Here is a 24,577-nt window from a genome sequence, read left to right on the forward strand (position 1 = left end):
CGATATGTGAAAGTCCACAATAAATACAGCGCTAAACCATTTCGTTGGACAAAAAGTGCCGAGAAAATAATTGCTTCAGTAAATCGCGCTAAAAATGCGTCGTCGAATTAACCGCATGGCCCACTAGGGGCATATTCTGATGAATTTGTTGAAATTCAGGCAATAGATCTAGGCAGGACATATGAAAGATGGCGGCTAATTTCCAACGGATCTCGGCATACCTTAAGGCACTATAATCTCGGCAATATTGAAGACTCTTGCGTTGATCGGCTTGGTAATGATTCCTAATGAACACATTAGAGAATCGCACATCATTGATGGTGTAAAAGCCCAAATTGAAAGTCAACCACATCAGAATACGGCATAGTCTGATACCAGTTTAAAATTCACATGACACTAAGCACTTGCCGTCGCTTCACCATTTCCTATGGTTGAGATCACTTTGATCTGCCGATTATCCGGCACTTCGTTATACGAGAGAATATGCATTCCCGGCGCCGTATGCTTGGCAAAACGGGCCATCCAGGCGCGGATCGGTGCGGCCACCAGCAACACACTCTGTTGACCTTGCGCCTCCATTGAGGCGTGAGTCTCCGCCAGTGCGGTTTGCAGCCTTTCCGCCAATCCAGGTTCGAAACCGGCCTGCCCCTCTTCCGATGATTGTAATGTACGTTGTAACAGCTGCTCCAAGCCTGGATCCAGCACCGCGACTGGAATCTCATCGGTGGTACCGATCAGCTTCTGGACTATGCCCCTGGACAAGGCCACTCGTACAGACGCAGTCAATGCGCCAGGATCCTGGGTTCTGGTCGATTGTTCAGCCAGTGTTTCGGCAATGGTGCGGAAATCCCGGATGGGCACATGCTCCGATAACAGGTTCTGCAGGATCTTGGTGACCACGCTTAAGGAGAGGGTCTTCGGCACCAGGTCCTCAACCAGTTTCGGGGTAGTACGGGCCAGCATATCGAGTAACTGCTGGGTCTCTTCATGACCGAGCAGTTCATTCGCCTGAGACTGGAGGATTTCACTCAAATGGGTTGCCACCACGGTACTTGAGTCCACCACGGTATAGCCCAGTGTCTGTGCATGATCCTTCTGCTCCGGATCGACCCATACCGCATCCAGACCGAAGGTGGGATCCTTGGTGGGCGTTCCCGGCAGTTGTCCGAACACCTGCCCCGGATTGATCGCCAGTTCACGATCCGGAAAGATCTCCACTTCAGCGACCACTACACCGTTGAGCGAAATCCGGTAGCTGTTTGGCGACAGATCCAGGTTATCCCGGATGTGCACAGAAGGTATCAGGAAACCGAGCTCCTGGGAGAGTTTCCGGCGAACCCCTTTGATACGGTTCATCAGCTGACCGCCCTGGTTACGGTCAACCAGAGGTATCAGACGATAGCCCACTTCGAGCCCCACCAGGTCGACCGGCTGCACATCCTCCCAACTCAGATCCCGCTGCTCAGGTTGCTCAACCGGCTCTTCGATCAACATCTCCTCTTCCGGCTCCTGTTGACGCTGCCAGATCAGCCAGGCGGCACCGCCCGCCGCAGCGGCAAGGGTAAGAAAAGCAAAATTGGGCATACCGGGAATCACACCCATCAACAGCAATACGGTTGCAGCGACCGCCAGCGCCTTGGGGCTGGTGAACAGCTGACTGATAATCTGCCCACCCACATCCTGGGTACTCGCCACCCGGGTAACGATGATCGCCGCAGAGGTAGAGAGCAGCAGCGAGGGGATCTGTGCCACCAAGCCATCACCAATGGTCAGCAGCACATAGTTCTGCAGTGCTGTGGAGAAGGCCAGATCGTGCTGAGCCATACCGATCGAGAGGCCGCCGATGATGTTGATGAAGAGGATCAGAATACCGGCAATGGCATCACCACGAACGAACTTACTGGCACCATCCATCGCCCCGTAAAAGTCGGCTTCCCGCGCCACATCCTCACGACGGGTGCGGGCTTCATCCTGATCGATCAGACCCGAGTTGAGATCCGCATCGATGGCCATCTGCTTACCGGGCATGGCATCCAGGGTAAACCGCGCACTGACTTCCGATACCCGGCCCGCACCCTTGGTGACCACCACGAAGTTGATGATCACCAGGATCAGGAACACCACCAGACCGACTGCATAGTTACCACCGATAACAAATGCGCCGAATGCCTCGATCACCTTACCCGCCGCATCGCCACCGGTATGCCCCTCCAGCAGCACCACCCGGGTCGACGCCACATTCAATGCCAGGCGCAGCAGTGTGGCGATCAACAACATGCTGGGAAAAACTGAAAACTCCAGCGGGCGTTTTGTGTAGACGACAACCAGCATCACCACCAGGGAAAGGGTGATGTTGAAGGTGAAAAACAGATCCAGGGCGATCGGTGGCAATGGGATAACCAACATCGCCAGCAACATCAGCAGGACCAATGGCGCACCCAGGCCTCGGGCACCAAACTGTTTGACGTTGTCTAAGATTGTTGTGTTATCCATCTATCTGTTCCGCTTTATGCGATACTCTGGTTAATCTCACTCACTGTGCCGGTACTCTTCCGGCACATCGATATCGTCAGGCATCTCAGGATAGATGCCACCCTCTGTGCTGTAGGCTTTGAGTTGGAATACATAAGCCAACAGCCTGGCTACCGCCATATAGAGACCGGCCGGGATGAAGGTATCCAATTCTGTATGGAAATAGATTGCTCTGGCCAACAGCGGTGATTCAACAACCGGCACATTGGCCTCGCCGCCAACCTTACGGATATTCTGCGCGATCAGGTCAACACCCTTGGCAACCAGTTTCGGCGCATGCATGGTTTCCGGATCATACTTCAAAGCCACCGCATAGTGAGTCGGGTTGGTGACGATCACATCCGCCTTCGGCACTTCCTGCATCATCCGTCGCTGCGCCATCTCTCGCTGCAGTTGACGAATCCGGCCTTTCACTTCCGGCCGACCTTCGGTCTCTTTCATCTCATCCCGGACTTCCTGTCGTGTCATCTTCAGTTGGCGCTTGTGATCCCAGAGCTGAAAAGGCACATCGATCGCCGCAATCAGAATCATCGTGGTACTCATCAAAATGACCGACCAACCGATGAGCGAGTTGAGATGCTGCAGCGCCGGTGATATTTCCATGTTGTGTAACGCCAGAAACTGCCCCAGGGAGGTATACAACAGAAACACGGTGGTACCGCCGATCAGCACAAACTTCGCCATCGCCTTGAACATCTCCACCAGGCCTTTGGCGGAAAACACCCGCTTCAATCCTTTTAACGGACTCAGTTTACTCAATTTAGGGGTCATGGATTCCCCGCTGATTGAGAAACCGCCTAAAGCAACGGAGCTCAAGATGGCAGCCAGAATCACCATCAGGAAAAATGGGATCAAAGCAAAAAAGGCCTGGCCTATCCCCTCACCCAGGCGGGTGGTCATGGAGCCGATATCGAACATCTGCTCCCGGGTAATGACGAAACTTTGGCTCATCATCTCGGATACCGAATCACCCACAGAACCACTCATCACCACCAGGCTGATAACACCGGCCATGGTCACGGCCATGCTGTTGAGTTCACGGGACCGGGGCACCTGGCCTTTGCGTTTTGCGTCCGTAAGTTTTTTCGCCGAGGGTTGTTCTGTTTTTTCCTGGCCATTCTCATTTTCAGCCATGCTTCACCTCGCAATCCGCAGTGTCTGCATCAGATGCTGGAAAGCCTCATCCTGCAGATCGGTGAAGACAGACATCGCGTTGGGCAGACTCACCCAGATCAACGCGAAACCCAGTAACATGGTGATGGGAAAACCGACCGAAAAGATGTTCAACTGAGGTGCGGCACGCATCACCACACCCATGCCCATGTTGACCATCAGCATGGCGCCGACAATCGGAAGCGCGATGATCAGGCCGCCGGCAAAAAGTCGACTGCCCCAGGCAACCAGATCAATCAAGTTGTTGCGTGAGATGCCATCCATCGCCACCGGCATGGTGACAAAACTGTCCGCCACCAGTTCGATGGCGTGCAGATGTCCGTTGAAGATGAGAAACAGTAGGGTAGCCAGGATCAGATAGAACTGGGAGACCACAGGCACCTGCACACCGTTGGCTGGGTCGACCATGGAGGCAAAACCCAGGCCCATGCTGTAGGCAATCACCTGCCCGCCAAACACCAGGGCGCCGAAAACCATCTGCAGAATGAAACCCATCATAATGCCGATCAACAGTTGCTGAAGCATGATGATCAGGCCACTGTGGCTGAGTACATCCGCCGACGGCATCTCAGGCAGAGTCGGGGCCACCAGAAAAGCGATCATCATCATCAGCACCAGTCTCAGGCGTGCCGGAATCTGGCGTGAGCTGAACAGGGGAGCGGCGAGCAGCATGGCGCTGATACGCACCATTGGCCAGAAATAGGTGGCGATCAAGGCATTGAGTTGAGCTTCACTGAAGATCATGATTTTTCACCAAGCTCCCCGCGTATCCCTCTCTGCCTAAAGAATCAGTTCGGGAATACTCTCAATCAGGTTGATTGAGAAATTCATCAGCAGCTGTAACATCCAGTTCCCCGCCCACATCAGCACCAGACCGGAAACCACCAGCTTGGGGATGAAGGTCAGGGTCATCTCATTGATCTGGGTTGCCGCCTGAAACATGGCGATGATCAAACCGACAGCGAGGGCGGGCAGCAGCACCATGCCTGAAAGCAGACCGATAATCTCGAGGCTGTTCTGTCCGATGGCCATTACGATGTCAGGACTCATGGATCTCCCTCCTGCCTATATCTGAAAACTCGATGCCAAAGTACCGAACACCAGGGCCCAGCCATCGATCAGTACAAACAACATAATCTTGAACGGTAAAGAGATAATCATCGGTGACAGCATCATCATACCCATCGACATCAGAATACTGGCCACCACTAGATCGATCACCAGGAAAGGAATGAACAGCAGGAAACCGATCTGAAATCCGGTTTTCAGTTCGCTGGTGGCAAAGGATGGCAGCAGCAGACTGAATGGCACCTCTTCCGGCCCATTGAATTCACCAAAATTTCCGATCCTGGCGAACAGCGCCAGATCATCTTCTCTGGTCTGCGCCAGCATGAAGGACTTGACCGGTTCCGCCGCCGCTTGAAGCGCCTGCATGGTATCCATCTCTTCAGACAGATAGGGTTGCAGTGCGATCTGATTCACCTCATTGAAGACCGGCATCATGATGAACAGAGTCAAAAACAGCGCCAGCCCGATAAGAATCTGATTTGAAGGCGTACTCTGAGTACCTAATGCTTGTCTCAAGATCGCCAGTACAATGATGATCCTGGCAAACGAGGTCATCATCATCAACGCCCCGGGTAGCAGGGTCAGGGCGGTCATGAAGAGCAGCACCTGAATGGTCAGGGTATAGGTCTGCCCACCCTCCCCATCGGGGGCGACACTGAAGGCATCCACACCAGGCGCCGCCTCGACCAGGCCAGTGACCAGCAATCCAATGAAGAGTACCCAAACTTTCATTGTGACGGCTCGCTCTGTTGGCTGTCAGCCGGTTCCTGCTGCTCCAACCCTTGCAACTGCTCACGGAAACTGGGGGACTCATCACTCAGCAGATGCAGCATCCGAACCTGTCCGGGAGCCACGCCGAGCAACACCCGGGTATCTTCAACCTCAACCACCACCACCCGTTCACGACTGCCGACCGAGGCACCACCGAGCACTCTGACCATGCCCTTGCCGCCCATCGAAAACTGCCCGTAACGTTTGAACAGCCAGGCGGCACCGACGATCACGGCCAACACAACCAACAGGCCACTGAAGGTATTTAACAGGCCTTCAGCACCAATTGGCGAAACATTGACGCCAATCTGCTTGTTGCCCTCTTCCGCCGCCATCAAGGCATTGCTGAAAAAGAGACCAATGAGCAGCCAACGGCACATCAACTTAACCTCTTGACCCGCTCGGAAGGACTGATGATGTCAGTCAGGCGTAAGCCGAACTTCTCATTCACCACCACCACTTCACCCTGTGCAATCAGGGTACCGTTGACCAATACATCCATCGGTTCGCCAGCCAGCCGATCCAACTCAACTACCGAGCCCTGATTAAGCTGCAGTAGATTCCGAATGTTGATCTTGGTCCGGCCGATCTCCATCGAGATGGTTACCGGCACATCCAGAATGGCGTCCATATTGACACTGCCGGTAGAGACAGCTTCATCGGTCAACTCATCAAAGCTGGCCGCTTCCGTTCCAGCTGATTGATCACCGTCCGCCTGATCTTCGAGAGCAGCAGCCCATTCATCCGCTAATGCTTCATTGGGATCTACACTTTTCTCATCACTCATCTTTTTACCCTCTTTGGGGATTCAACCTAAGCCATTGAAAGCAGTCTGACTGCTGCGCTGTGCCGGCCACGCTGCCGGCAGGCCGCTCAGGCCTCTTGCTCCATATCCAGATAGTCATGCAAGCCTTTGCGTTGATTGCTGACTATCCACTCACTGATCTTCAAGGCGTAATTGCCATCGGCAACACCCAGCTTGGCGCGAAACACCGGAACATCCGCAGCTTCCACTTCAACTTCTTCAGGCATCTCAATTGGAATCACATCCCCCGCCTGCAGTTCGGAGAGTTGCTGGAGACTCATCTGCACCTCGGTAAGATTGCTGCACAGCTCAACCTTGGCGGCGAGAATCTCCTCTTTCAAAGAGCGCTCCCAGCGCTCATCCCGTTCACCCCGGTCACTCTGAACACCGGCATCCAGCAACTCTCTGATCGGTTCCAGCATCGAATAGGGCATACAGATATGAAAGTCACCGCCACCATTTTCCAGATCCACATGAAAGGAGGTCACGACCACCACTTCCGATGGGCTGACGATGTTGGCGAACTGGGGATTGACCTCTGAACCGCTGTATTCAAAATCGACCTGGAATACCGGTTTCCAGGCCGCTTTGAGGTCCTCGAAGGCGCTGCTCAGCAACAGCTGAATTACCCGGTTTTCAGTTGGCGTGAAATCACGGCCTTCGATCTTGGTGTGGAAACGGCCTGAACCGCCAAAATAGTTGTCTACCACGCTGAACACCAGCTTGGGATCCAAAACGAACAGGCCTTTGCCTCTTAATGGAGGTACTTTGATCATATTCAGACTGGTCGGTACAAACAGACTGTGTACGAATTCTGAAAACTTCTGCATCTGGATACCGGACACGGAGAGATCGGCGGTCCTTCTGAGCATGTTGAATAAACTGGTTCTGAACAGCCTTGCAAAACGCTCGTTGATCATCTCAAGGGTTGGCAGACGTCCCCTTACGATTCGATCCTGACTGGTGAAATCGTAAGAAACGGTGCCACCCTCTTCCGACACATCGGACTCTGTGGCGACATCCCCACTGTCAACGCCGTGCAACAGGGCATCGATCTCTTCTTGTGATAGCAGGTCATTGGCGCTCATCTTGTATTCCTATCGGGTTGAATTACTGCATCACGAAACTTGTAAAAAAGATCCCATCCACTTCGCCAGGCCCCTCCAACTCTTTGACGACCTTGTTGAGTGCCTCGAGCATCTCTGTCTGCAGCGCCTCTTTGGCTTCACGTGTTTGCAGGGATTTGCCATCTTTGGTGGAGAGCAGGTCAAGCAGATGGTGGCGAATCATCGGGTCGTTATGCCGGATGAACTCAGCCATCGGCTCGGAATAGACCCGGATACTGACGCCAATCTGCAACAGACTCGGGCGTCCGGGCATGTTGACCACGAACGGGGGTTTGAAATCGAGATATTGTGCCGGCCCCTTTTCCTCTTCCACCGGCTCTTCGGCAGCGGCTTCCTCCGTCGCCTCTTCTTCGCCACCGAGCAGAAAAAAGGCTGCCAGGCCACCACCGATGAGCAACACCGCCACAATGGCTATAATGATAATCAGCTTGGATTTCCCGCTTTTCTCTTCGCCAAGATCCAGTTCTTCTGATGCTTCTTCATTTGCCATTTTTTATTCCTCAATGAGACTACTCAATATGGAATGCAAATAAAGTGCCACACTCATAGAAAACATTTTCACCTTTAATTTCAATAAGTTAAAATTACTCATATTGAAAAGGACAATTTCTTGACTCTCAATGGGAAACCATCCAGGCAATTTTCCGTCAGCTGTTTTTTAGGAATCTGTTTCTGCCTGAGTGGGAAAGGCATTCCTGCTTCCCAGGTAGATCAGGAACCGGATCGAAGTGGATTCAGGCACTATTATGTTAAGGAAGTGGACGCAGAATTGACTGCGATGGGAATTCCACAACAACACTCAGATCATGCAATGCTTTGAAAACGCTTTCATTCAACTCGATTAAGTGCTATTAATTGCCACAAGATACTGGCGTAACTTCATAATAAACTTGGTATTTACGTGACCACACAGAACCAAGACAAGATGATCGACGAAAAATTCTACGATCTGCCATCCCCTCCAGCCATACTCATTCAGCTGATCGATAGCTGTAATGACCCCAATGTCAGTTTTGAATCGTTGAGTGCCATCATTCAGCAGGATGCAGCGATCACCTCCCAGGTTATGGCGGCGGCTAACTCCCCTTTCTACCGGCAGTGGAACGAGTTCACCAGCCTGCATCGCATGTTGGTGGTGCTGGGAATCAATAGCGTCAGAACCATTGCCATCAACAGCGCCGTACAACAGTATTTCTCCAAGCTGAGCGATACCATTGGACAGAGCCTTGATCTGATCTGGTCCAGATCCCTGTTCTGTGCATTTGTGTGTCGCTCACTGGCTGACCTGACGGCCTACAAGTTGCCGGAAGAGGCCTACCTGGCTGGCCTGTTGCACCGTTTGGGACAGCTCGCCCTGTTGCAGAAAGACGCCCAGGGATATCAAAAGCTGGTCGACGCCAATTCAGAGATCGAAAAACAGCTCAAGCAGGAGTTGAAGCAATACGGGGTGAGCTATCCACTGATCGGCTCGCAGATGATCGAGCAATGGCAACTCCACAGTTTTCTGGCCGATGCGCTTCGTTATCAGTATGAACCGGCGGATCGGATCCTGGACAGTGCCCCACTGGTGAAACTGGTCAACCTTGGTTGTCAGCTCGCCCTTGGAGAGACAAAGCCGGAAGAAGCCGTACTGACCCAGGCCGACAATCTGTTTGGTTTAAATCAATCGGTCATCGAGAAACTGACCGCCGACTCCCTCAAGCAGGCAACCGAGTGCGCAGGCAGCCTGGGTATTCCTTTTCTGAAACTGGAACTGGATGAGGATGATGAGACAGATTCAGCCGCACATCAGATCGCACTTGCAGAGCGGGTACAACAGGCCGCACTGTTTGGCGGCAGCCTCACCCCTCCGCCTGACAAAGCAGACCGCCATACCACTCTGCAGCAGATTCACCGGGATCTTGAACTGCTGTTTGGACTGAAACGGGCCTGTTTTCTGCTAAAAGCCGATGAACAGGCCCTGTTACTCCCCTACTCTCCCACCTCACGTGGCGGACAGAAGCAACTTGAAGAGCTGAGCTTCGGCACAGAGACGGATCGCAGCCTGGCTGCCCTGGCCTTTAACAAGCAGATACGGGTCACAACAGACGATGAGGCGCATCAAGCAAACCTGACTGTCGCAGACCAACAGCTGATGGGATTCATCGACAGTGAAGCCCTCTGCTACCTGCCACTGACAGCACAGCAACAGAAGCTGGGGGTTTTGGCGATCGGCCTGGAGAGAGATCAGTTACCGCTGTTTGAAACCCAGCTGCCGATGCTGCATCTGTTCACCCGGCAAGCTAGTGAGACACTGCTGCGCCAGCAGGAGACACGCAAATCCCAACAGCAACTCCTGGAGGATGAACGCGCCGCCTTCCACCTGGAGGCACGCAAGGTTGTCCATGAGGCGAACAATCCCCTGGGGATCATCAACAACTATCTGCACATCCTCGGCATGAAACTGGGTGAAAATCACGAGGCGCAGGAAGAGCTTGATATCATCAAGGATGAGATCAATCGGGTGGGCAAGATTCTGCTGCGAATGCGTGACATTCCAGAAGAGCTGGAACAGCAGGAAAAAGGTGTGGATATCAATGCCTTAATCAAGGATCTTCACAAGCTGTTTCAGTCGTCTCTGTTTGCCACTCACAACATCAATACCGAGGTGGATCTCGATCCCGATATCCCGTTAATCGCTTCGCGGCGTGGCCATATCAAGCAGATACTGACCAATCTCATCAAAAATGCAGTCGAGGCGATGCCAGAGGGAGGGAAACTGAGTATTGCCTCCAGGGACAATGCCTATCTTAATGGTAAGGCACATATTGAGATACAAGTGGTCGATTCGGGCCCTGGAATCGATGCCGAGATTATGGACCAGTTGTTTTTGCCAGGAAAAAGTACCAAGGATAACAGTCACTCAGGATTGGGACTGGCCATAATCAAGAGCCTGATGGACGAGCTGTCCGGGGTGGTGAACTGCACCTCCAATAGCAGCTCCGGCACCCGTTTTCAGCTGTTTTTACCGCGTTCGACTCGAGAGTAGACTATGCATCCATACTATCCAGCACCTTGGCGGGGAATCGAGGGTGACTTATCCACCATACCCAATAGCGCCAAAGGCGAGCAACGCAGACATCAAACCCATGCACGTATCCTGATCGCGGATGACGAGCCCAGAGCCAGAGCCAGCCTCAAGGAACTGCTGAGATTCACCGGGCACGAGATCACCCTCGCAGAGAGCGGGCGGGAGGCAATCGAGCTTCTCAACAGCAACAGCTTCGATCTGATACTGCTCGATCTCAACATGCCTGATCTGAATGGCCATAAGGTGATGGAACACATGGATCAATACAGTATCGATTGCGATATTGTAATCATCAGTGGGGAAGCCACCTTTGATCACGCCTCTTTGGCGTTGCGCAACGGGGCAAAGGACTTTCTGCGCAAACCCTACCAGCCTGAAGAGCTATTGCGCACCATCGACAACACCCTCGATCATCGCCGTCTCAAAATTGAGAACAAGCAGATCAGTCAGCGCCTCAATGAATCGGAGTCGCTGCATAAGTTCATCGTCAACAACTCGCCCGACATGATCTACCTGCTGGATCAGGAGGGTCGCTTCGCCTTCATCAACGACCGGGTGGAGGGTTTGCTGGGATATGATCCAAAAGAGATCATTGGGCAGCACTTCTCAAAACTGATCTTTGAGGAGGATATCAACCAGGCTAACTACACATTCAACGAGCGCCGCACCGGCGACCGGGCCACCCGCAGTACCGAACTGAGACTGAACTGTAAAATCAACGATGGCCCCCGCTACTTCGAATCCAGAACCGTACCCATCGAACTGAGTTCGATCGGCATCTATTCGGTCGACGAGGATAATCAGAAATCCTTTATCGGCACCTATGGTGTTGCCAGAGACATCACCGAGCGCAAGCAGGCGGAAGAGCTGATCAAGTATCAGCTGCACCATGACCTGCTGACCAATCTGCCCAACCGCACCCTGTTCCGCGATCGCCTCAACATGGCCATGGCCCACTCCAAGCGTACCGGTAAAAAGCTGGTTGTCATGTACCTGGATATGGACCGATTCAAAATCATCAACGACTCGCTGGGCCACTATGTGGGTGACGAACTGCTGAAACTGGTGGGTCAGCGTCTGCGCAGCGAACTGCGGGAAGCGGATACCCTGGCGCGCGTCGGTGGTGACGAATTCAATCTGTTGATACCTGAGATCAACGACATTCAGGATGCGCGGAATCTGGCCGAGAAAATATTGCGCCTGACTACCGAACCTTTCCTGATCAAAAACGAAGAGATCTTTATCAGCTTCAGCATCGGCATATCGGTCTACCCATCGGATGGCGACACCAAAGACTCCCTGATCAAGCATGCCGATATCGCCATGTACAAGGTGAAAAACTCAGGCAAGAACGGCTATGCCTTCTATTCGGACAGGATGAAAAGCCATTTTGCCGCCTCCCTGGACATCGAAAACGGCCTGCGCAAAGCCATCTCCACGGATGAACTCTGTCTCTACTATCAGCCTCAATACAACACCATGGAGGAGAAGATCGTGGGTGTGGAGGCACTGGTGAGATGGCAGCATCCGGACAAGGGCATCATACAACCCAATGAGTTCATCAATGTTGCTGAGGAGTCGGGCTTGATCGTACCGTTGGGCGAGTGGGTATTGCGCAAAGCCTGTCAGGATATGCAGCGCTGGAAAACCGAGGAGAACATCAGCCTGAGCCTGTCGGTCAATATATCTGTGCAGCAACTGGAGATGGACCAATTCGTCAATAAAACCCTGGCGATCATCAAGCGTCATAACCTGGATAGAAATGTTCTGGAACTTGAGATCACCGAACACGCCATCATGCAGGATATGGAAAAGGCCATTGACACCCTCTCCCGGTTATCCCATCGAGGCATACGGATCGCCATCGACGACTTCGGCACCGGATACTCCTCCCTGGGTTATCTGCAATCTCTGCCGATCAATACCCTGAAAATGGATCGTTCCTTTGTCGAAGGCATCAAGTCCAAGGGAGACAATTCGATAGTCACCGCAATCATCTCAATGGCCAGGGGACTAAATTTGGACCTGATCGCGGAAGGTGTCGAAAGCCAGACACAGATCGATCAGCTGAACAGTGCCGGCTGTCATCTGGCACAGGGCTTTTTCTACAGCCGCCCCCTGCCGGAAGATGAGTTTCTGCAGATGGTCAAGTCTCAGCCGAACTCGATCAACTGAAAACACCCATCTGCTGCAGCATCGCTCCTCCCGACACGCTTGCAGAACTGATTTTCAGACATCCTTATTAACCGGTGTTAATCACCCTGCTCCAGTCAATTGCCATCCGGTAATAGTGACAAATCTTCACCCCTGCCATGAACTTAATTGAAACACAATCGTCTCATTGACGGACGGAATGATTCAATCAAGTCTTCAATACATTGTTAAAAAAATTGGATAGGGATATCATGCAGAAATCACTGTTGTTTTCTATGGCTTTTACTTTTGCTCTTCTCAATGGATGCAACGATGACAACAACTCTGAAAACCGTACTGAGCAATCACCACTGGTTGGTCTATGGGTGACAGAGTCTTGTGAGCACGTTGAACAGGAAGAATCCAATACGACCCAAATATGGGCAAAAGGAAGTTATGAGTTTACAAGTTTTGGCGCCATCTATATGGAACCCAAAGCATACTATGACTCAGACTGTACACTACCGCGCCCTCAAGCGAACGATCCTGCGCCGATACACCTCCACCAACCAGACACCTATCAGGACCTTGGAGAGACGATGCTGCAGGTGGGAATCATCGGCAGGAGCCTCATCATCGAATTCAACTTTGATGGAGAAAAGTATCCGATCGATGCCTTTTTCACGATCAACCAAGACCGCTTGTGTTTCTCTGAGGTATTAATCCTTGAAGTACTTAGATATGGTTTTGAGATCGATGGCTCGACGGACATCGACTTTGAAACCTGTCTGATCCGTTCTTAATGTGCCCGAGCGCAACCTGCCGGGTGGCATGCAAGTAGTGACCTGGCTGGATCTACCGGGTGCTAGTGCCTGTAACACGAATCCAATACGTCCTGCCGGATCTGTATTTGTGCTCAGCAAGGCAGAATGAGCGCGGTGTAATTGTTCTACATGAGCGAATAATAACGTCGCTGGGTGCAAAAACAGACCTAGCCCGCTGCTGTCCCATAATCTCCGTACATAATGTTGTTAACTGACGAATCGTTCGTTGGTTTTCATTGCTGTTTGAGCGTTGAGACATGAAAAAGCACTGATCGACAAGGCCGGAATTATTGTCAGAATGCCACATAGGCTGAGATATTAACCCCCCTCTCCCCTTGCGGGAGAGGGGCCGGGGGAGAGGGGAAGAGTGAGCACCTTGCCTTGATGAGAAACCAACGTGAAAGAAATGAAGGGTTAGTGAGTTTTTACCTTTTTTAGTCAGGTCAAACGCTTCGCGCACACCTTCTCCCCAACCCCTCTCCCGTCAAAGTAGAGGTGCTTTTTAGTCATAATGCCGGGAAGATTGAAAGTTAACGGAACGGCAGTGGCCCCAACCCCCTCCTTAGATATCAACATGGGGGTTGCGCCTGAAAAACACCACGAACCGCTGCTCGTCGCTCATTTGGGACAACCAAACTACGCTCCTCGCTCTTTCAGAGGCACTTTTTCAGACGCAACTGGGCAGATTGGATTAGTGATAGAAGGACCTAAGGTAAATCTACCTGCAGGCATAGTCTCATGGTAGGATAAGCGCCGAAAACTGGTCAGCAGAATCGCACCCAGGTTAGCGTCAGCGTGTGATTCGAAGGCTACACCACAACAGTTCAATCTACGATACAGGTTCCATGGCCCAATACATCTATACAATGAATCGGGTGGGCAAAGTCGTCCCCCCGAAAAAGCAGATTCTGCGGGATATCTCACTCTCCTTCTTCCCAGGCGCCAAGATCGGTGTTCTCGGCCTCAACGGCGCCGGCAAGTCGACCCTGCTGCGTATCATGGCCGGTGTGGATACTGACATCGAAGGTGAAGCCCGTCCTCAGGCCGGTATCCGGGTGGGCTACCTGCCCCAGGAACCCCAGCTCGATGAGTCCCTGGACGTTCGAGGCAATGTGGAGGGGGCGCTGGCCGAGGTGAAACAGGCGCTGAGCCGTCTCGATGAGGTGTATGCCGCCTACGCCGAAGCGGATGCGGATTTCGATGCGCTGGCCAAGGAGCAGGCTCAACTGGAAGACATCATCCAGACCTGTGATGGGCACAACATCGAGCGTCAACTGGAGATCGCTGCCGATGCCCTGCGACTGCCGCCCTGGGATGCGGATGTGAAGACCCTCTCCGGCGGCGAACGGCGCCGGGTGGCACTCTGCCGGTTACTGCTGGAAAAACCGGATATGCTGTTACTCGACGAACCGACCAACCATCTGGACGCAGAGTCTGTCGCCTGGCTGGAGCGTTTTCTCCATGAGTACACCGGCACCGTGGTGGCGGTTACCCATGACCGCTATTTTCTCGACAATGTGGCCGGCTGGATACTCGAGCTGGATCGGGGCTACGGCATTCCCTGGGAGGGCAACTACTCCTCCTGGCTGGAACAGAAAGAGCAGCGCCTGGAGCAGGAGTCCCGTGAAGAGGCCGCCCATATCAAGACTATGAAGGCGGAACTGGAGTGGGTGCGCTCCAACCCGAAAGGCCGACACGCCAAGAGCAAGGCCCGCTTGCAGCGTTTTGAAGAGCTGCAGTCGCAAGAGTTTCAGCAGCGCAATGAGACTAACGAGCTCTACATACCGCCCGGCCCAAGACTGGGCGACCTGGTGATCGAGGCCGAATCGCTGAAGAAGGCCTTTGGTGACCGGGTGCTCTACGATGACATCACCTTTAATCTGCCAAAAGGCGGCATTGTGGGCATTATCGGCCCCAATGGTGCGGGTAAGACGACCCTGTTTCGCATCATCACCGGCCAGGAGAAGCCTGACGGAGGTGAAATGCGTATCGGTGACACCGTTCAGGTCGCCTATGTGGACCAGAGCCGGGACGCACTGAATGGAGACAAAACCGTATGGGAAGAGATCTCAGACAGTCAGGATATCATCACGGTCGACCGTTTCCAGATGCCTTCGCGGGCCTATGTCAGCCACTTTAACTTCAAAGGCTCAGACCAGCAGAAACGTATCGGCGATCTCTCCGGGGGTGAACGCAATCGGGTTCACCTGGCAAAGCTTTTGAAAAGCGGCGGCAATCTGTTGTTACTCGATGAGCCAACCAATGATCTGGATGTGGAGACCCTGCGGGCGCTGGAGGAAGCGCTGCTCTCCTTCCCGGGTTGTGCTGTGGTAATCAGCCATGATCGCTGGTTTCTCGACAGAATCGCCACCCATATCCTGGCCTTTGAAGGTGACTCGGGTGTGGTTTGGTTTGAAGGAAATTATGCAGACTATGAAGCTGATCGTAAGCGCCGTCTGGGCGCTGAAGCGGATCAGCCACACCGTATCAAATACAAGCGTTTGAGCTGATCCCTATCGCCCTCTTTGAGGGGGCGAAATCTACGCGGATCAAACGTACTCAGACGGTTTACCCATCATTTGTAGCGTCGCCCGCAACCTCTCTCCATGGGGCTGTCGACAATCTGATCAACCGCTGCCTGATCCATCACCTGAGCCTGATAAACCATCCCCCGGCTCTCTATCTGTCTGACAAATGCCCGCAGATGGTTTCTGGATCCACACAACAGCTTCTGGTAGAGACTGGTCAAACCGCTATTCTCCGTGGCTTCCAGCATCTCATGGAGGTCCTGCATATCCACCTCTTCAATCAAAGCACCGGTGAGAAGGGCATCCATTTCAGAGCTTGTGCCCTGCAGGATCAGGCTGTCGTAGAGTGCCTGTAGCTCCTGATTGCCGAACACACCTGGCTGCAGTGCGGGATCGACCAGACCGTAGCGCTGCAGTTGCGCCAGTACAGAGTCCATATGGCGCTGCTCAGCCGAGGCGATATTACTGAAGATAAACAAACCCCATTGCTGATAGAGCAGATCATAAACGTCCCGCGCCACCTTCTCCTCCTCTCTGAGCAACAGTAGGTGTTGGGCCTCCTCTGAGGTAAGGCTGTCGACAACCTGCTCCTGACCTCCACGCCAGCCACGACCGTTTCCACCCCCCCAACCAGCGTGTACCTGAGTCAGTATCAGAATTGACAACGCAATCAACAAAGTTATTTTTCGAACCATCTGAAAAATCTCCATTTAAACAAGTAACCGGACTCAGCAGATATCAGGCCAGTATTTTTGTTATATGAATTCAGTTGGTTACGACAAATCGGTCAGGATTGAACGGATGAAAATCTGAGATATCACTTACCAATTGGGTGATATCACCCAGATTGCAGAGCTTAAACAGTCACACCTGTGAAGCGTGGCACAGTGTGTTGCAGCTTGACTAGGTGGATTATTCTGCGTCAAGCAACAGGTGGGGAAAAGAGTATGAATTGCAGCACAGATGTGGGGATTGAGTGCCACTCATACCGCGCCACAGAAAGCGTATCATCCGGGATATCACACAGCTCAGAAGCCTCAACCGATCTTATTCCATAGCCTCAAACAGGTTATATGGCAGTGGTAGTCAACAGACAAAGAAACCTTTTGAACGCAGAAAATCGAGCATATGTTCACGCTTCTTTCCCTGCATGGCTTGTGCGGTGGCATGCGACCAGTCGGTCAGTTTCACATTGGCGCCACGACCGACATAGTATTTTGACATCTGCTCATCGTAATCAGCCAATCTATCCGGATCCAACTCCTGGTATCGCTCCTGATGCAGAATGCTCTCCACCGGCATCCTGGGTTTCACCTCGGTATTCGCATCCGGCCAGCCCAGACACATTCCAAACAGTGGCACAACTCTGTGGGGGAGTTCGAGCTGCTCCACTACCACTTCTGGCTGATTGCGAATACCGCCGATAAAGACACCCCCCAAACCCTGGGATTCAGCGGCCAACATCACATTCTGTCCCATCAAAGCCACATCGATTACCGCCGCGAGCCCATGTTCGCTATAGCCTTCCAATTCGCCTTTGCCCACTGCTTCACAAATCTGATTGATACGCCGGAGGTCAGCACAAAAAACCAGAAACTCCGCCGCTTTCTCAATCCATACTTGACCTCCAGCAGCCATGGCGATTGCTTGTCTCGCTTCAGGGCGGGTCACCCGAATGACTGAATAGGCCTGAATAAAACTTGATGTCGCTGCAGCCTGTCCGCAACTGATCAACGTATCCAACTGCCCTGGATCCAGGGGTTTGTCGAGAAACCGCCTCACCGAGCGGTGATTGATCTGTAATTGCTGTGTTGCTGTCAGTGCCATTGCAGGTCGGCCCTCATTAGAATTCAGAAAACTTGCACATGTTGTTTATTTGCAGAAATAACAACCATAAGCGCAATCAATCTGATTTATAGACTGATGAATATGTGCTGAAAACGGAATTTAGATCCTCAAGTATTCATTCACTCGAACGCTATATTTTAATAAGCGCTCTATATCGCTAGCAGGTTCACGGGTGGAACAGGCAGTTCAGATTTAGTGCTCCAAGACTGACCCCCGTTCCGCAACATCCTGCTGCCAAGTGTAGTTGTGCATTGAGTTAACAAGTCGACTGCTGAAACTTGACCGAGTAACCAAACGGATGTTGCCATGTTGATTCGACTATTACAATCCACATACTACTGGATATTTCCAATCATCTTCTGGTTGGTGTTGACCCTGATCTCACTGATATGGAATCTCAGCGTGATCGACAACTCTGTCGAGAAAATTGCCTTTGAGCGCGGCCAAATCATGTATGAGATGGTCAGACTGACGAAGATCAATCCGGTGTTGATGGCAAATGATCCCACTCTCTTTAAAAAGCAGAACGTTAAGGATATTCAGTATCGAGCTGTTTCATCCAAACCCATGAATCCGGAAAACATCTCCGATACCTGGGAGCGTCAAGCCCTGAGTCAGTTTCAGCAAGGCATAGAGTTTAAATTCGAACCGTTTCTGAACCAGAAACCAGCCTACTTCAGATACATCGGTCCGGTGTATATGCAGGAACAGTGCCTTGCATGCCATGGGTATGAAGGGAAAAAAATTGGCGACGTGCGTGGTGGCATCAGCATAAAAGTCTTGGCGGAACCCATTATTGCCGCCCAGGACGAAGCCAAGCAGATCATGACATTGCTACACTTCATCGGTTTTCTGGTGATCTCAGTCACCAGTAATTTTCTTATGAGTCAATTGAGAAAACACTGGCTGACGCTGAAATCAACACAACAGAACCTAAAGGAAAAAGAGCAATTTCTGAGTGACGTCACCAACAGCATGAGTGAAGGTTTCGTAGTACTGGACAATGGTGGCGTCGTTAGATATGCCAATCCAGAAAGCGCACGACTGATCGGATGGACTAAAAATGACATGCTGGGCAGACGGTTCAGTCAGATTGTCTATGGAGAGTCAAATCCGGGTAATGATCGAAGTGCCGAAACGACAGTCATGGACACATTGAAGGATGGTGTTATCCGCGCTAACAACGATGACGTCTTTTCACATAAAGCCGGGCATGAGATTGATATCGTTTTTTCCGTATCGCCCATGCTACAGAATGATAATAACAAACGGGTAGTGTTGACATTCAGTGACATCTCGGAGCGTAAACGTGCCGATAGAGAACGTATGGATCTGGAGCGCCAATTGAATCAGACCCATAAAATGGAAGCGGTCGGACAGTTGGCCGGGGGCATCGCCCATGAGATCAACACCCCAATACAGTACATTGGGGACAACCTGAAATTCATTAAAGAGTCACAGCAGGATATACAAACCCTGTTACAGGACTATGCTGAACTCTCGGGTAAAGCGAAACAGCAACCTGAGCTGCAAACCGAACTGGCAAAAATTGATGAAACCATTGAAGAGATCGACTTGGAGTACCTTACTGAAGAAACCACCAATGCCATCGATCAATCCATAACCGGTGCTTCACAGGTGGCCAGAATTGTATTGGCCATGAAAGAGTTTGCTCATCCGGGCGGAAAAGATATGGCTTTGACCGACCTGAACCGTGTTGTCAGCAATGCGGTCGCGGTATGTAAGAACGAGTGGAAATATGTTGCTGATACCAAGCTGGATCTGAGTGACAGCCTTCCAGACGTCAAGTGCCTTGCAGGAGAAGTGTCTCAGGTTGTACTGAATATCATCGTCAACGCAGCCCATGCCATTGAAGCGGCCAAGCGGGAAGAGAAAGGCACCATCACCATCACCTCTGAGCTAAAGGATGAGCAGGTGGAAATCCGTGTCAGTGACACCGGAACCGGCATCCCCGAAGAGGCCCAGGATTCCGTCTTCAATCCTTTTTTCACCACCAAGGATGTGGGACGAGGAACCGGCCAGGGCCTGGCTATCGCCCAGGACATCATCGTTGGTAAGCATCAGGGGGAACTGCTGTTCGAAACAGAACAGGGAGTTGGAACGACATTTATCATTCGTCTACCGGTGACCAGTGAGGTGGCTTAAACAGGCATTCAAGGTGCACTGCCGGGTAGACCCTCCTTCTATTTCATCAGCGCTAAGCCAGCCGATCACAAGAGTATTTTATACCGCAGCTAACAGGGCGCTCTCATCGCCACCAAAATGAGTCGACCGAAGTTCGCCGCGCTGATGATAGGCGATCCGGGTAAGCATCATCTCCACCGAGATTTCATCGCTGGCCACGCCATTACTTTTTAATTCATCATAATAGTGATAAAAACGCTTCCAGGTAATCTTCCGGGTGGCGTTTCGTTGCCGGGTCACCAGATCGTTCACCCCGATAAAGAGCGCTTCGATGCGTTTCCACTCACGATACTTCGATGGACTCTCAATCCCGGACTTCCTGAGTCTACGCTGTGCCTGATGCTGGGTCATGCCACGGGTAAAACTGCCGTTTATATAGAGCAAACCCTGCATTACCCGGGAGGTAGGGGGGCGCTGCTGCCAGGCTTCGACATTTTCAGCCTCGGCGAAGAGACGCCTGATCGTGTAGTTAGCCACTGTTTTATTCATCTTCACAGCGCCGGGCATTTTGAAATGTTTCAATATATCCACCTGTCGTGGACTGGCAGGCTGTGACAACCCCTGTATATGATATAACTCCTTGACCGTTAGCGCCTCAACCAGACTAACACCCATCGCACTCAAATGTTTCAACCACTCACCCTCGATCGGTTTCTCGGGTAGCTTTTGATTGGTTGTAGGTGACTGTGCAAGCTCCAATGCGATCTCTACCTGAGCCTGAAGCTCTGCTGTTGCCTGCAGCTCTTTTCTCTTTTTTTCTGCCAGATCCAAAGCAAAAAATGTGGTAAGAAGAGTCGTTACATATCCTTCCCTATTGAAGGTGTCCATACACAATCTCCAGTTCAGCAATTTCGCGATAGTATAGGAATTTGCTATATATCGAGGTGCGAGCCGCGTCTCAATATCCCAAGCTGTTTTTAGACGTTCATATCATCACCGATTGAAAATTTTTTACGAAAAACCATAAAACACTGCTAAATTAGATTCCTGATTCAATTCATCGATTGTATGACTATAGATCACCAATTTTATTTGCGACTATGAATAAAAGAACAGCATTTATCACAGGCAACAGCAGTGGTCTCGGCCTGGGCATAAGCGAGGTTTTGCTAAACCATGGTTATCGGGTTTATGGGTGCAGCCGACGTGGCTGCAATCTGCAGGGAGAACTCGTGGATCAGCGTTGCGATCTAACCCAGCCGGAGACAATACCCGATGCCCTTGAGCAACTTTTAAACGGTGTCACAAACCTGGATCTGGTGATACTCAACGCCGGCATACTGGGAGAGATCAAAAACATCAGTGACACTTCGCTGGATGAACTGTTGCAGATCATGGAGATCAACCTATGGCCAAACAAGGTCATCCTGGATTGGTTGCTGAAATCAACACTGAAACTCGATCAGATTCTCCTCATATCATCCGGTGCTGCTGTACTGGGCAATAAAGGATGGGGCGGTTATGCCCTTTCGAAGAGCGGATTGAATATGCTTGGACGTCTCTATGCCCATGAGTTTGGTGAAACCCACATTGCCGCCATTGCACCGGGACTGATCGAATCGAGCATGATGGACTATCTGTGTAATGAGGCAGACAGTGACGCCTACCCTGCCCTGCAACGGATCAGACAGGCACGTGTGGAGGGAAATACACTCACACCCACGGCAGCCGCAGAGAGAATCCTGCAGGCCCTGCCTGAGATCAAGGGATATGAGAGTGGCAGCTATGTCGATCTGCGCCAGATCTTTGCCCCGGATGAGTACCAAGCCCTGCTCAAGGCACGAAACCGGACATAAATGGTTTTGTTTTCTAAGGCCGCAAATGAACGCTGATAAACACAAAAGACTCAATCAAATCCGTTGTTGAACCTATTCTGACCAACTCCTGGCGGGTTAATAAGTGTTAGTCAATTTAACTCGAAACCCAAACTGCGTTCATCCGCGTTCATTTGCGTAATCGAGTGACTCAGCTGAAATAGCTTTTTGCCTCTTCTCCCGGATCGGGCAGACCAGCGATTCGCCAGATGCTCAAGCAGCTGCCAAACAGATGATGCACCTTATGCCTTGGAATACCGGTTGCCCGGCAGACCAGACGCATATTCGGTAGTGCCCCGAGGCTCAGGTAGCGTTCACGGATATGATGAATGATGTGCCAATGCTGCTCACCCAGGTGATCCACACCCTCCTGATGGGCCAGATCACGAGCCAGTTCCTCGTTCCAGAGTTGGTGATCGATCAGAAAACCATTCTCATCAAAGCGGATCAGTGGTTGAATGTTGGCGGATTGATCTACGGCTGTTTGAACCATGACTTCAATCTCCTGCGGCTAGTTGTGTGAAGTATTGAAGAGGAGTATGGAAGAGAATCCATTTTATGAAAAATGATAATTCGTGATTTTATATCATAAATTCTGATATACCCCACCAACTCTCATCATCTCTTCTAGAATTAAACGCCAGCTGCTCTTGCGAGCCAGGGTGAGCTCGCGGGTCACAGAGAGGTGCGCCTCTATACCAATCAGCCGCAACACAGCGCAGGGACGGACTTGATGCCTTTGACAGGTCACAGACCGAAGCGCACCCGGGACATACGCTTCGGCGGTAGGTGACAAAGTCAGTGGCCGGCTTAGGGCTTCTTTACCGGTCGTTGTGCGGGTACCCGGGCATGTTTGGCAAGCCCTTTGGTCTCAAGTGAGAGAATCCAGTCAACCAGCGAGGCCGCATCCTCTTTGCGTACATTGACATTTGGCGGCATGAATCGCATGTTGACGTTATGCCACATCCTGGTCCCACCCTGGGTGCCTTTCAATACAGAGTCCACCAATTCACTCTTTGCATTGGCATTTGCCTGGTAACGTCCGGCAATTTCGCGAAAGGATGGCGCCAGGGGAACCACTCTGGACTCCGATACAGGCTCCACACGATGACAGATATTGCAGCCGCTGAGACTCGATAGCCTGAGCATGTTGTCGTGCTTCTGCAGACGCGCTACGGTCTTCTGGTCCACATCCAAATCGATGATCCAGCGCACCAGGGCTGCAGCCTCCTCACGGGATACATTCACATTCGGCGGCATAAAACGCATCGCCACCTTGCCTTCCCACTTCTGATCCCGATAGGCGGTACCGTGGATGACCCGATCGAGCAGCTGATCGAAAGCCTGTTGATTGTCACGATAACGTACCGCTACCTCCTGGTATGAAGGCGCCAGAGGCTTTCCCCCACGGTTGTCTGCTGCCACCTGATGGCAGATAAAACACCCCCTGGTATTGGCCAGATCAAGCATCTGCTCATCTTTGGCCTGTAGTGTGGTCGGCGCGACGAGAGCAACGACAATGCCGCTCAGGTACGTCAAAAACCTTCTCATGGTTGGTCTCTCCTGCTCGCAATATTACGGTTGGATGGATCTCTCTTTAAGCCTGTCACGACTCAGAAATCTGAGCATGATCAGATCGAAGCCAGGAAAAATCCGGCATTCAATCTGAACTCAATTTGCAACATTCATGCCTGCCCGATCAGACACGACTCTGGCAGATTGCCGGGGTTCGTTCGGTTTATCCTGAACCTGACTGTTCAGATTCGATGCGGATGTACCACAAGTGATACAAGCCCCTATCCAATTTTATCTCTGCACCGCTGCCCTGGAGCGATACAACAGGCATGCGCCTTGCAGGCCTAATAGGCCCAGCTGACTGCATGCCCGAAACCGGAGCCTGACAATGAGCGTAATGCAGTAGGCTAGTATCTAATGAGAACAATGATATAGAGAGCACCAAAGCATTCATGACCGCACCGATACCCGCCTATAGCCTACTTTTGAGGTGGCTGCTGCTGGCCGGCCTGATCCTGTTTGGCGGTTGGGTTTCATGGGACCAGGGGATTTTGCAGAACATCCTGCTCTCCGATCCGACCAGAATCACCTTGATCATCGCCGTAACCTTTATCGCTGCCAGCGGACACTGTGCTTTTCGCAGCCTCTACCTCTCAACGGAACAAGAGGCATTGCAACAGATCATTCAGGTGCTGGGGCTTAGTGACAAGCCACTCAACAAGGGATCAAACCTGCTGGATGGCTCCCTAACAGGTGAGTTCCTGCGTGGATTGCTGCAAAAAACCACCGAGCCGGAGGCAAACCGCGACGCCCAACTGCTCGCCCAGGTGATGGCGGAGCAGGCACGGGGTCAGCATGAAGCTGGATGGTTTGTCAGCGGACTGCTAATCAAACTGGGCCTCCTTGGCACGGTGATCGGCTTCGTTCTGATGCTGGCGCCCGTCGCTGAGCTCGAGTCATTTGACCTGGCTGACATTCAAGGACTTTTGCAACGAATGACCGGGGGTATGGGCGTCGCCCTGAATACGACCCTGCTCGGTCTGGTCTGCAGCATGCTGCTTGGACTGCAATATCTGATGCTGGACCGGGCCGCCGACCGCCTGGTGGCGGCGGCGGTCCATCTGGCTGAGACACGACTCACCGTAAAGTCGAGCGTTGAATAGC

21 protein-coding genes are annotated in these 24,577 nt (G+C 52.0%); 7 read left to right on the top strand and 14 right to left on the bottom strand.

Annotated features, from left to right (window positions below):
• Window positions 1–396: 396 nt before the first annotated feature.
• From flhA to AC4IE8_RS00265, 9 genes are all read right to left on the bottom strand, one after another.
• A complete protein-coding gene (gene flhA, locus AC4IE8_RS00225; RefSeq protein ID WP_068992543.1) occupies window positions 397–2,493 on the bottom strand; it encodes a flagellar biosynthesis protein FlhA in 2,097 nt (698 codons plus the stop codon).
• 36 nt (window positions 2,494–2,529) lie between these two features.
• Complete coding sequence (gene flhB / locus AC4IE8_RS00230; RefSeq protein WP_068992546.1) at window positions 2,530–3,666, bottom strand: flagellar biosynthesis protein FlhB; 1,137 nt, start codon at window positions 3,664–3,666, stop codon at window positions 2,530–2,532.
• Between the two features lie 3 nt (window positions 3,667–3,669).
• Window positions 3,670–4,449 (bottom strand): flagellar biosynthetic protein FliR, encoded by a 780-nt coding sequence (gene fliR / locus AC4IE8_RS00235; RefSeq protein WP_068992549.1) that lies wholly within the window; start codon window positions 4,447–4,449, stop codon window positions 3,670–3,672.
• Window positions 4,450–4,485: 36 nt separating this feature from the next.
• Window positions 4,486–4,755 carry a flagellar biosynthesis protein FliQ gene (fliQ, locus tag AC4IE8_RS00240; protein ID WP_069006473.1) on the bottom strand — a complete coding sequence of 90 codons (270 nt, stop codon included), beginning with the start codon at window positions 4,753–4,755 and terminating at the stop codon, window positions 4,486–4,488.
• Between the two features lie 15 nt (window positions 4,756–4,770).
• Window positions 4,771–5,505, bottom strand: a complete 735-nt coding sequence (gene fliP / locus AC4IE8_RS00245; protein WP_068992554.1) for a flagellar type III secretion system pore protein FliP — start codon at window positions 5,503–5,505, stop codon at window positions 4,771–4,773.
• The gene (fliO, locus tag AC4IE8_RS00250) at window positions 5,502–5,924 is read right to left on the bottom strand and encodes a flagellar biosynthetic protein FliO (RefSeq protein ID WP_068992557.1); all 423 of its coding nucleotides are present in this window, start codon (window positions 5,922–5,924) and stop codon (window positions 5,502–5,504) included. The genes fliP and fliO overlap by 4 nt, the downstream gene beginning before the upstream one ends.
• On the bottom strand, window positions 5,924–6,331 hold the full coding sequence (gene fliN / locus AC4IE8_RS00255) for a flagellar motor switch protein FliN (RefSeq protein ID WP_068992560.1): 408 nt from the start codon (window positions 6,329–6,331) through the stop codon (window positions 5,924–5,926). Before fliN ends, fliO begins: the two co-directional genes overlap by 1 nt.
• A gap of 86 nt (window positions 6,332–6,417) precedes the next feature.
• Window positions 6,418–7,437 carry a flagellar motor switch protein FliM gene (fliM, locus tag AC4IE8_RS00260; RefSeq protein ID WP_068992563.1) on the bottom strand — a complete coding sequence of 340 codons (1,020 nt, stop codon included), beginning with the start codon at window positions 7,435–7,437 and terminating at the stop codon, window positions 6,418–6,420.
• 22 nt (window positions 7,438–7,459) lie between these two features.
• On the bottom strand, window positions 7,460–7,966 hold the full coding sequence (locus AC4IE8_RS00265; RefSeq protein WP_068992566.1) for a flagellar basal body-associated FliL family protein: 507 nt from the start codon (window positions 7,964–7,966) through the stop codon (window positions 7,460–7,462).
• 411 nt (window positions 7,967–8,377) lie between these two features.
• Between AC4IE8_RS00265 and AC4IE8_RS00270 the strand changes: the two genes are divergently transcribed.
• From AC4IE8_RS00270 to ettA, 4 genes are all read left to right on the top strand, one after another.
• Window positions 8,378–10,504 (top strand): HDOD domain-containing protein, encoded by a 2,127-nt coding sequence (locus tag AC4IE8_RS00270; protein WP_490790015.1) that lies wholly within the window; start codon window positions 8,378–8,380, stop codon window positions 10,502–10,504.
• 3 nt (window positions 10,505–10,507) lie between these two features.
• The gene (locus tag AC4IE8_RS00275; RefSeq protein WP_083226103.1) at window positions 10,508–12,721 is read left to right on the top strand and encodes an EAL domain-containing protein; all 2,214 of its coding nucleotides are present in this window, start codon (window positions 10,508–10,510) and stop codon (window positions 12,719–12,721) included.
• Between the two features lie 230 nt (window positions 12,722–12,951).
• Window positions 12,952–13,482, top strand: a complete 531-nt coding sequence (locus tag AC4IE8_RS00280) for a hypothetical protein (RefSeq protein ID WP_490790016.1) — start codon at window positions 12,952–12,954, stop codon at window positions 13,480–13,482.
• 866 nt (window positions 13,483–14,348) lie between these two features.
• Window positions 14,349–16,013: an energy-dependent translational throttle protein EttA gene (gene ettA / locus AC4IE8_RS00285; protein WP_068992575.1), complete on the top strand. Its 1,665-nt coding sequence runs from the start codon at window positions 14,349–14,351 to the stop codon at window positions 16,011–16,013.
• Between the two features lie 65 nt (window positions 16,014–16,078).
• On the opposite strand, the gene AC4IE8_RS00290 is transcribed toward ettA, so the two are convergent.
• Both AC4IE8_RS00290 and nfsA read right to left on the bottom strand, forming a co-directional pair.
• Window positions 16,079–16,726 (bottom strand): DUF2202 domain-containing protein, encoded by a 648-nt coding sequence (locus tag AC4IE8_RS00290; protein WP_490790017.1) that lies wholly within the window; start codon window positions 16,724–16,726, stop codon window positions 16,079–16,081.
• A gap of 391 nt (window positions 16,727–17,117) precedes the next feature.
• Window positions 17,118–17,858, bottom strand: coding sequence for an oxygen-insensitive NADPH nitroreductase (nfsA, locus tag AC4IE8_RS00295; protein WP_490790018.1), 741 nt, complete (start codon window positions 17,856–17,858; stop codon window positions 17,118–17,120).
• A 327-nt stretch (window positions 17,859–18,185) separates the two neighbouring features.
• Between nfsA and AC4IE8_RS00300 the strand changes: the two genes are divergently transcribed.
• Complete coding sequence (locus tag AC4IE8_RS00300; protein WP_490790019.1) at window positions 18,186–20,045, top strand: ATP-binding protein; 1,860 nt, start codon at window positions 18,186–18,188, stop codon at window positions 20,043–20,045.
• Window positions 20,046–20,123: 78 nt separating this feature from the next.
• Here the strand turns inward: AC4IE8_RS00300 and AC4IE8_RS00305 are convergent, their stop codons facing one another.
• Entirely contained in the window at window positions 20,124–20,912 is a 789-nt protein-coding gene (locus tag AC4IE8_RS00305) for a PDZ domain-containing protein (RefSeq protein ID WP_068992586.1), read from the bottom strand.
• Between the two features lie 212 nt (window positions 20,913–21,124).
• Here AC4IE8_RS00305 and AC4IE8_RS00310 point away from each other — a divergent pair, with 212 nt between their 5' ends.
• Window positions 21,125–21,880: an SDR family NAD(P)-dependent oxidoreductase gene (locus AC4IE8_RS00310; protein ID WP_068992590.1), complete on the top strand. Its 756-nt coding sequence runs from the start codon at window positions 21,125–21,127 to the stop codon at window positions 21,878–21,880.
• A 169-nt stretch (window positions 21,881–22,049) separates the two neighbouring features.
• Here AC4IE8_RS00310 and AC4IE8_RS00315 read toward each other — a convergent pair whose 3' ends face one another.
• Both AC4IE8_RS00315 and AC4IE8_RS00320 read right to left on the bottom strand, forming a co-directional pair.
• Window positions 22,050–22,391 (bottom strand): TusE/DsrC/DsvC family sulfur relay protein, encoded by a 342-nt coding sequence (locus tag AC4IE8_RS00315; protein WP_068992592.1) that lies wholly within the window; start codon window positions 22,389–22,391, stop codon window positions 22,050–22,052.
• A gap of 317 nt (window positions 22,392–22,708) precedes the next feature.
• The gene (locus AC4IE8_RS00320) at window positions 22,709–23,449 is read right to left on the bottom strand and encodes a c-type cytochrome (RefSeq protein WP_068992595.1); all 741 of its coding nucleotides are present in this window, start codon (window positions 23,447–23,449) and stop codon (window positions 22,709–22,711) included.
• 416 nt (window positions 23,450–23,865) lie between these two features.
• Between AC4IE8_RS00320 and AC4IE8_RS00325 the strand changes: the two genes are divergently transcribed.
• Window positions 23,866–24,576 (top strand): MotA/TolQ/ExbB proton channel family protein, encoded by a 711-nt coding sequence (locus AC4IE8_RS00325; protein ID WP_068992598.1) that lies wholly within the window; start codon window positions 23,866–23,868, stop codon window positions 24,574–24,576.
• The last annotated feature ends 1 nt before the right edge of the window (window position 24,577 follow it).

The organism is Candidatus Thiodiazotropha sp. AKAK2 (assembly GCF_058244685.1).

Excerpts from the sequence above, each read along its gene's own strand:
- AC4IE8_RS00265 (WP_068992566.1), bottom strand. The coding sequence starts at position 7,966 with ATGGCAAATGAAGAAGCATCAGAAGAACTGGATCTTGGCGAAGAGAAA.
- fliO (WP_068992557.1), bottom strand. The coding sequence starts at position 5,924 with ATGTGCCGTTGGCTGCTCATTGGTCTCTTTTTCAGCAATGCCTTGATG.
- AC4IE8_RS00315 (WP_068992592.1), bottom strand. The coding sequence starts at position 22,391 with ATGGTTCAAACAGCCGTAGATCAATCCGCCAACATTCAACCACTGATC.
- flhB (WP_068992546.1), bottom strand. The coding sequence starts at position 3,666 with ATGGCTGAAAATGAGAATGGCCAGGAAAAAACAGAACAACCCTCGGCG.
- AC4IE8_RS00305 (WP_068992586.1), bottom strand. The coding sequence starts at position 20,912 with ATGGACACCTTCAATAGGGAAGGATATGTAACGACTCTTCTTACCACA.
- AC4IE8_RS00320 (WP_068992595.1), bottom strand. The coding sequence starts at position 23,449 with ATGAGAAGGTTTTTGACGTACCTGAGCGGCATTGTCGTTGCTCTCGTC.
- fliP (WP_068992554.1), bottom strand. The coding sequence starts at position 5,505 with ATGAAAGTTTGGGTACTCTTCATTGGATTGCTGGTCACTGGCCTGGTC.
- AC4IE8_RS00290 (WP_490790017.1), bottom strand. The coding sequence starts at position 16,726 with ATGGTTCGAAAAATAACTTTGTTGATTGCGTTGTCAATTCTGATACTG.
- flhA (WP_068992543.1), bottom strand. The coding sequence starts at position 2,493 with ATGGATAACACAACAATCTTAGACAACGTCAAACAGTTTGGTGCCCGA.
- fliR (WP_068992549.1), bottom strand. The coding sequence starts at position 4,449 with ATGATCTTCAGTGAAGCTCAACTCAATGCCTTGATCGCCACCTATTTC.
- AC4IE8_RS00300 (WP_490790019.1), top strand. The coding sequence starts at position 18,186 with ATGTTGATTCGACTATTACAATCCACATACTACTGGATATTTCCAATC.
- nfsA (WP_490790018.1), bottom strand. The coding sequence starts at position 17,858 with ATGGCACTGACAGCAACACAGCAATTACAGATCAATCACCGCTCGGTG.
- AC4IE8_RS00310 (WP_068992590.1), top strand. The coding sequence starts at position 21,125 with ATGAATAAAAGAACAGCATTTATCACAGGCAACAGCAGTGGTCTCGGC.
- AC4IE8_RS00275 (WP_083226103.1), top strand. The coding sequence starts at position 10,508 with ATGCATCCATACTATCCAGCACCTTGGCGGGGAATCGAGGGTGACTTA.
- ettA (WP_068992575.1), top strand. The coding sequence starts at position 14,349 with ATGGCCCAATACATCTATACAATGAATCGGGTGGGCAAAGTCGTCCCC.
- fliN (WP_068992560.1), bottom strand. The coding sequence starts at position 6,331 with ATGAGTGATGAGAAAAGTGTAGATCCCAATGAAGCATTAGCGGATGAA.
- AC4IE8_RS00280 (WP_490790016.1), top strand. The coding sequence starts at position 12,952 with ATGCAGAAATCACTGTTGTTTTCTATGGCTTTTACTTTTGCTCTTCTC.
- fliM (WP_068992563.1), bottom strand. The coding sequence starts at position 7,437 with ATGAGCGCCAATGACCTGCTATCACAAGAAGAGATCGATGCCCTGTTG.
- AC4IE8_RS00325 (WP_068992598.1), top strand. The coding sequence starts at position 23,866 with ATGACCGCACCGATACCCGCCTATAGCCTACTTTTGAGGTGGCTGCTG.
- fliQ (WP_069006473.1), bottom strand. The coding sequence starts at position 4,755 with ATGAGTCCTGACATCGTAATGGCCATCGGACAGAACAGCCTCGAGATT.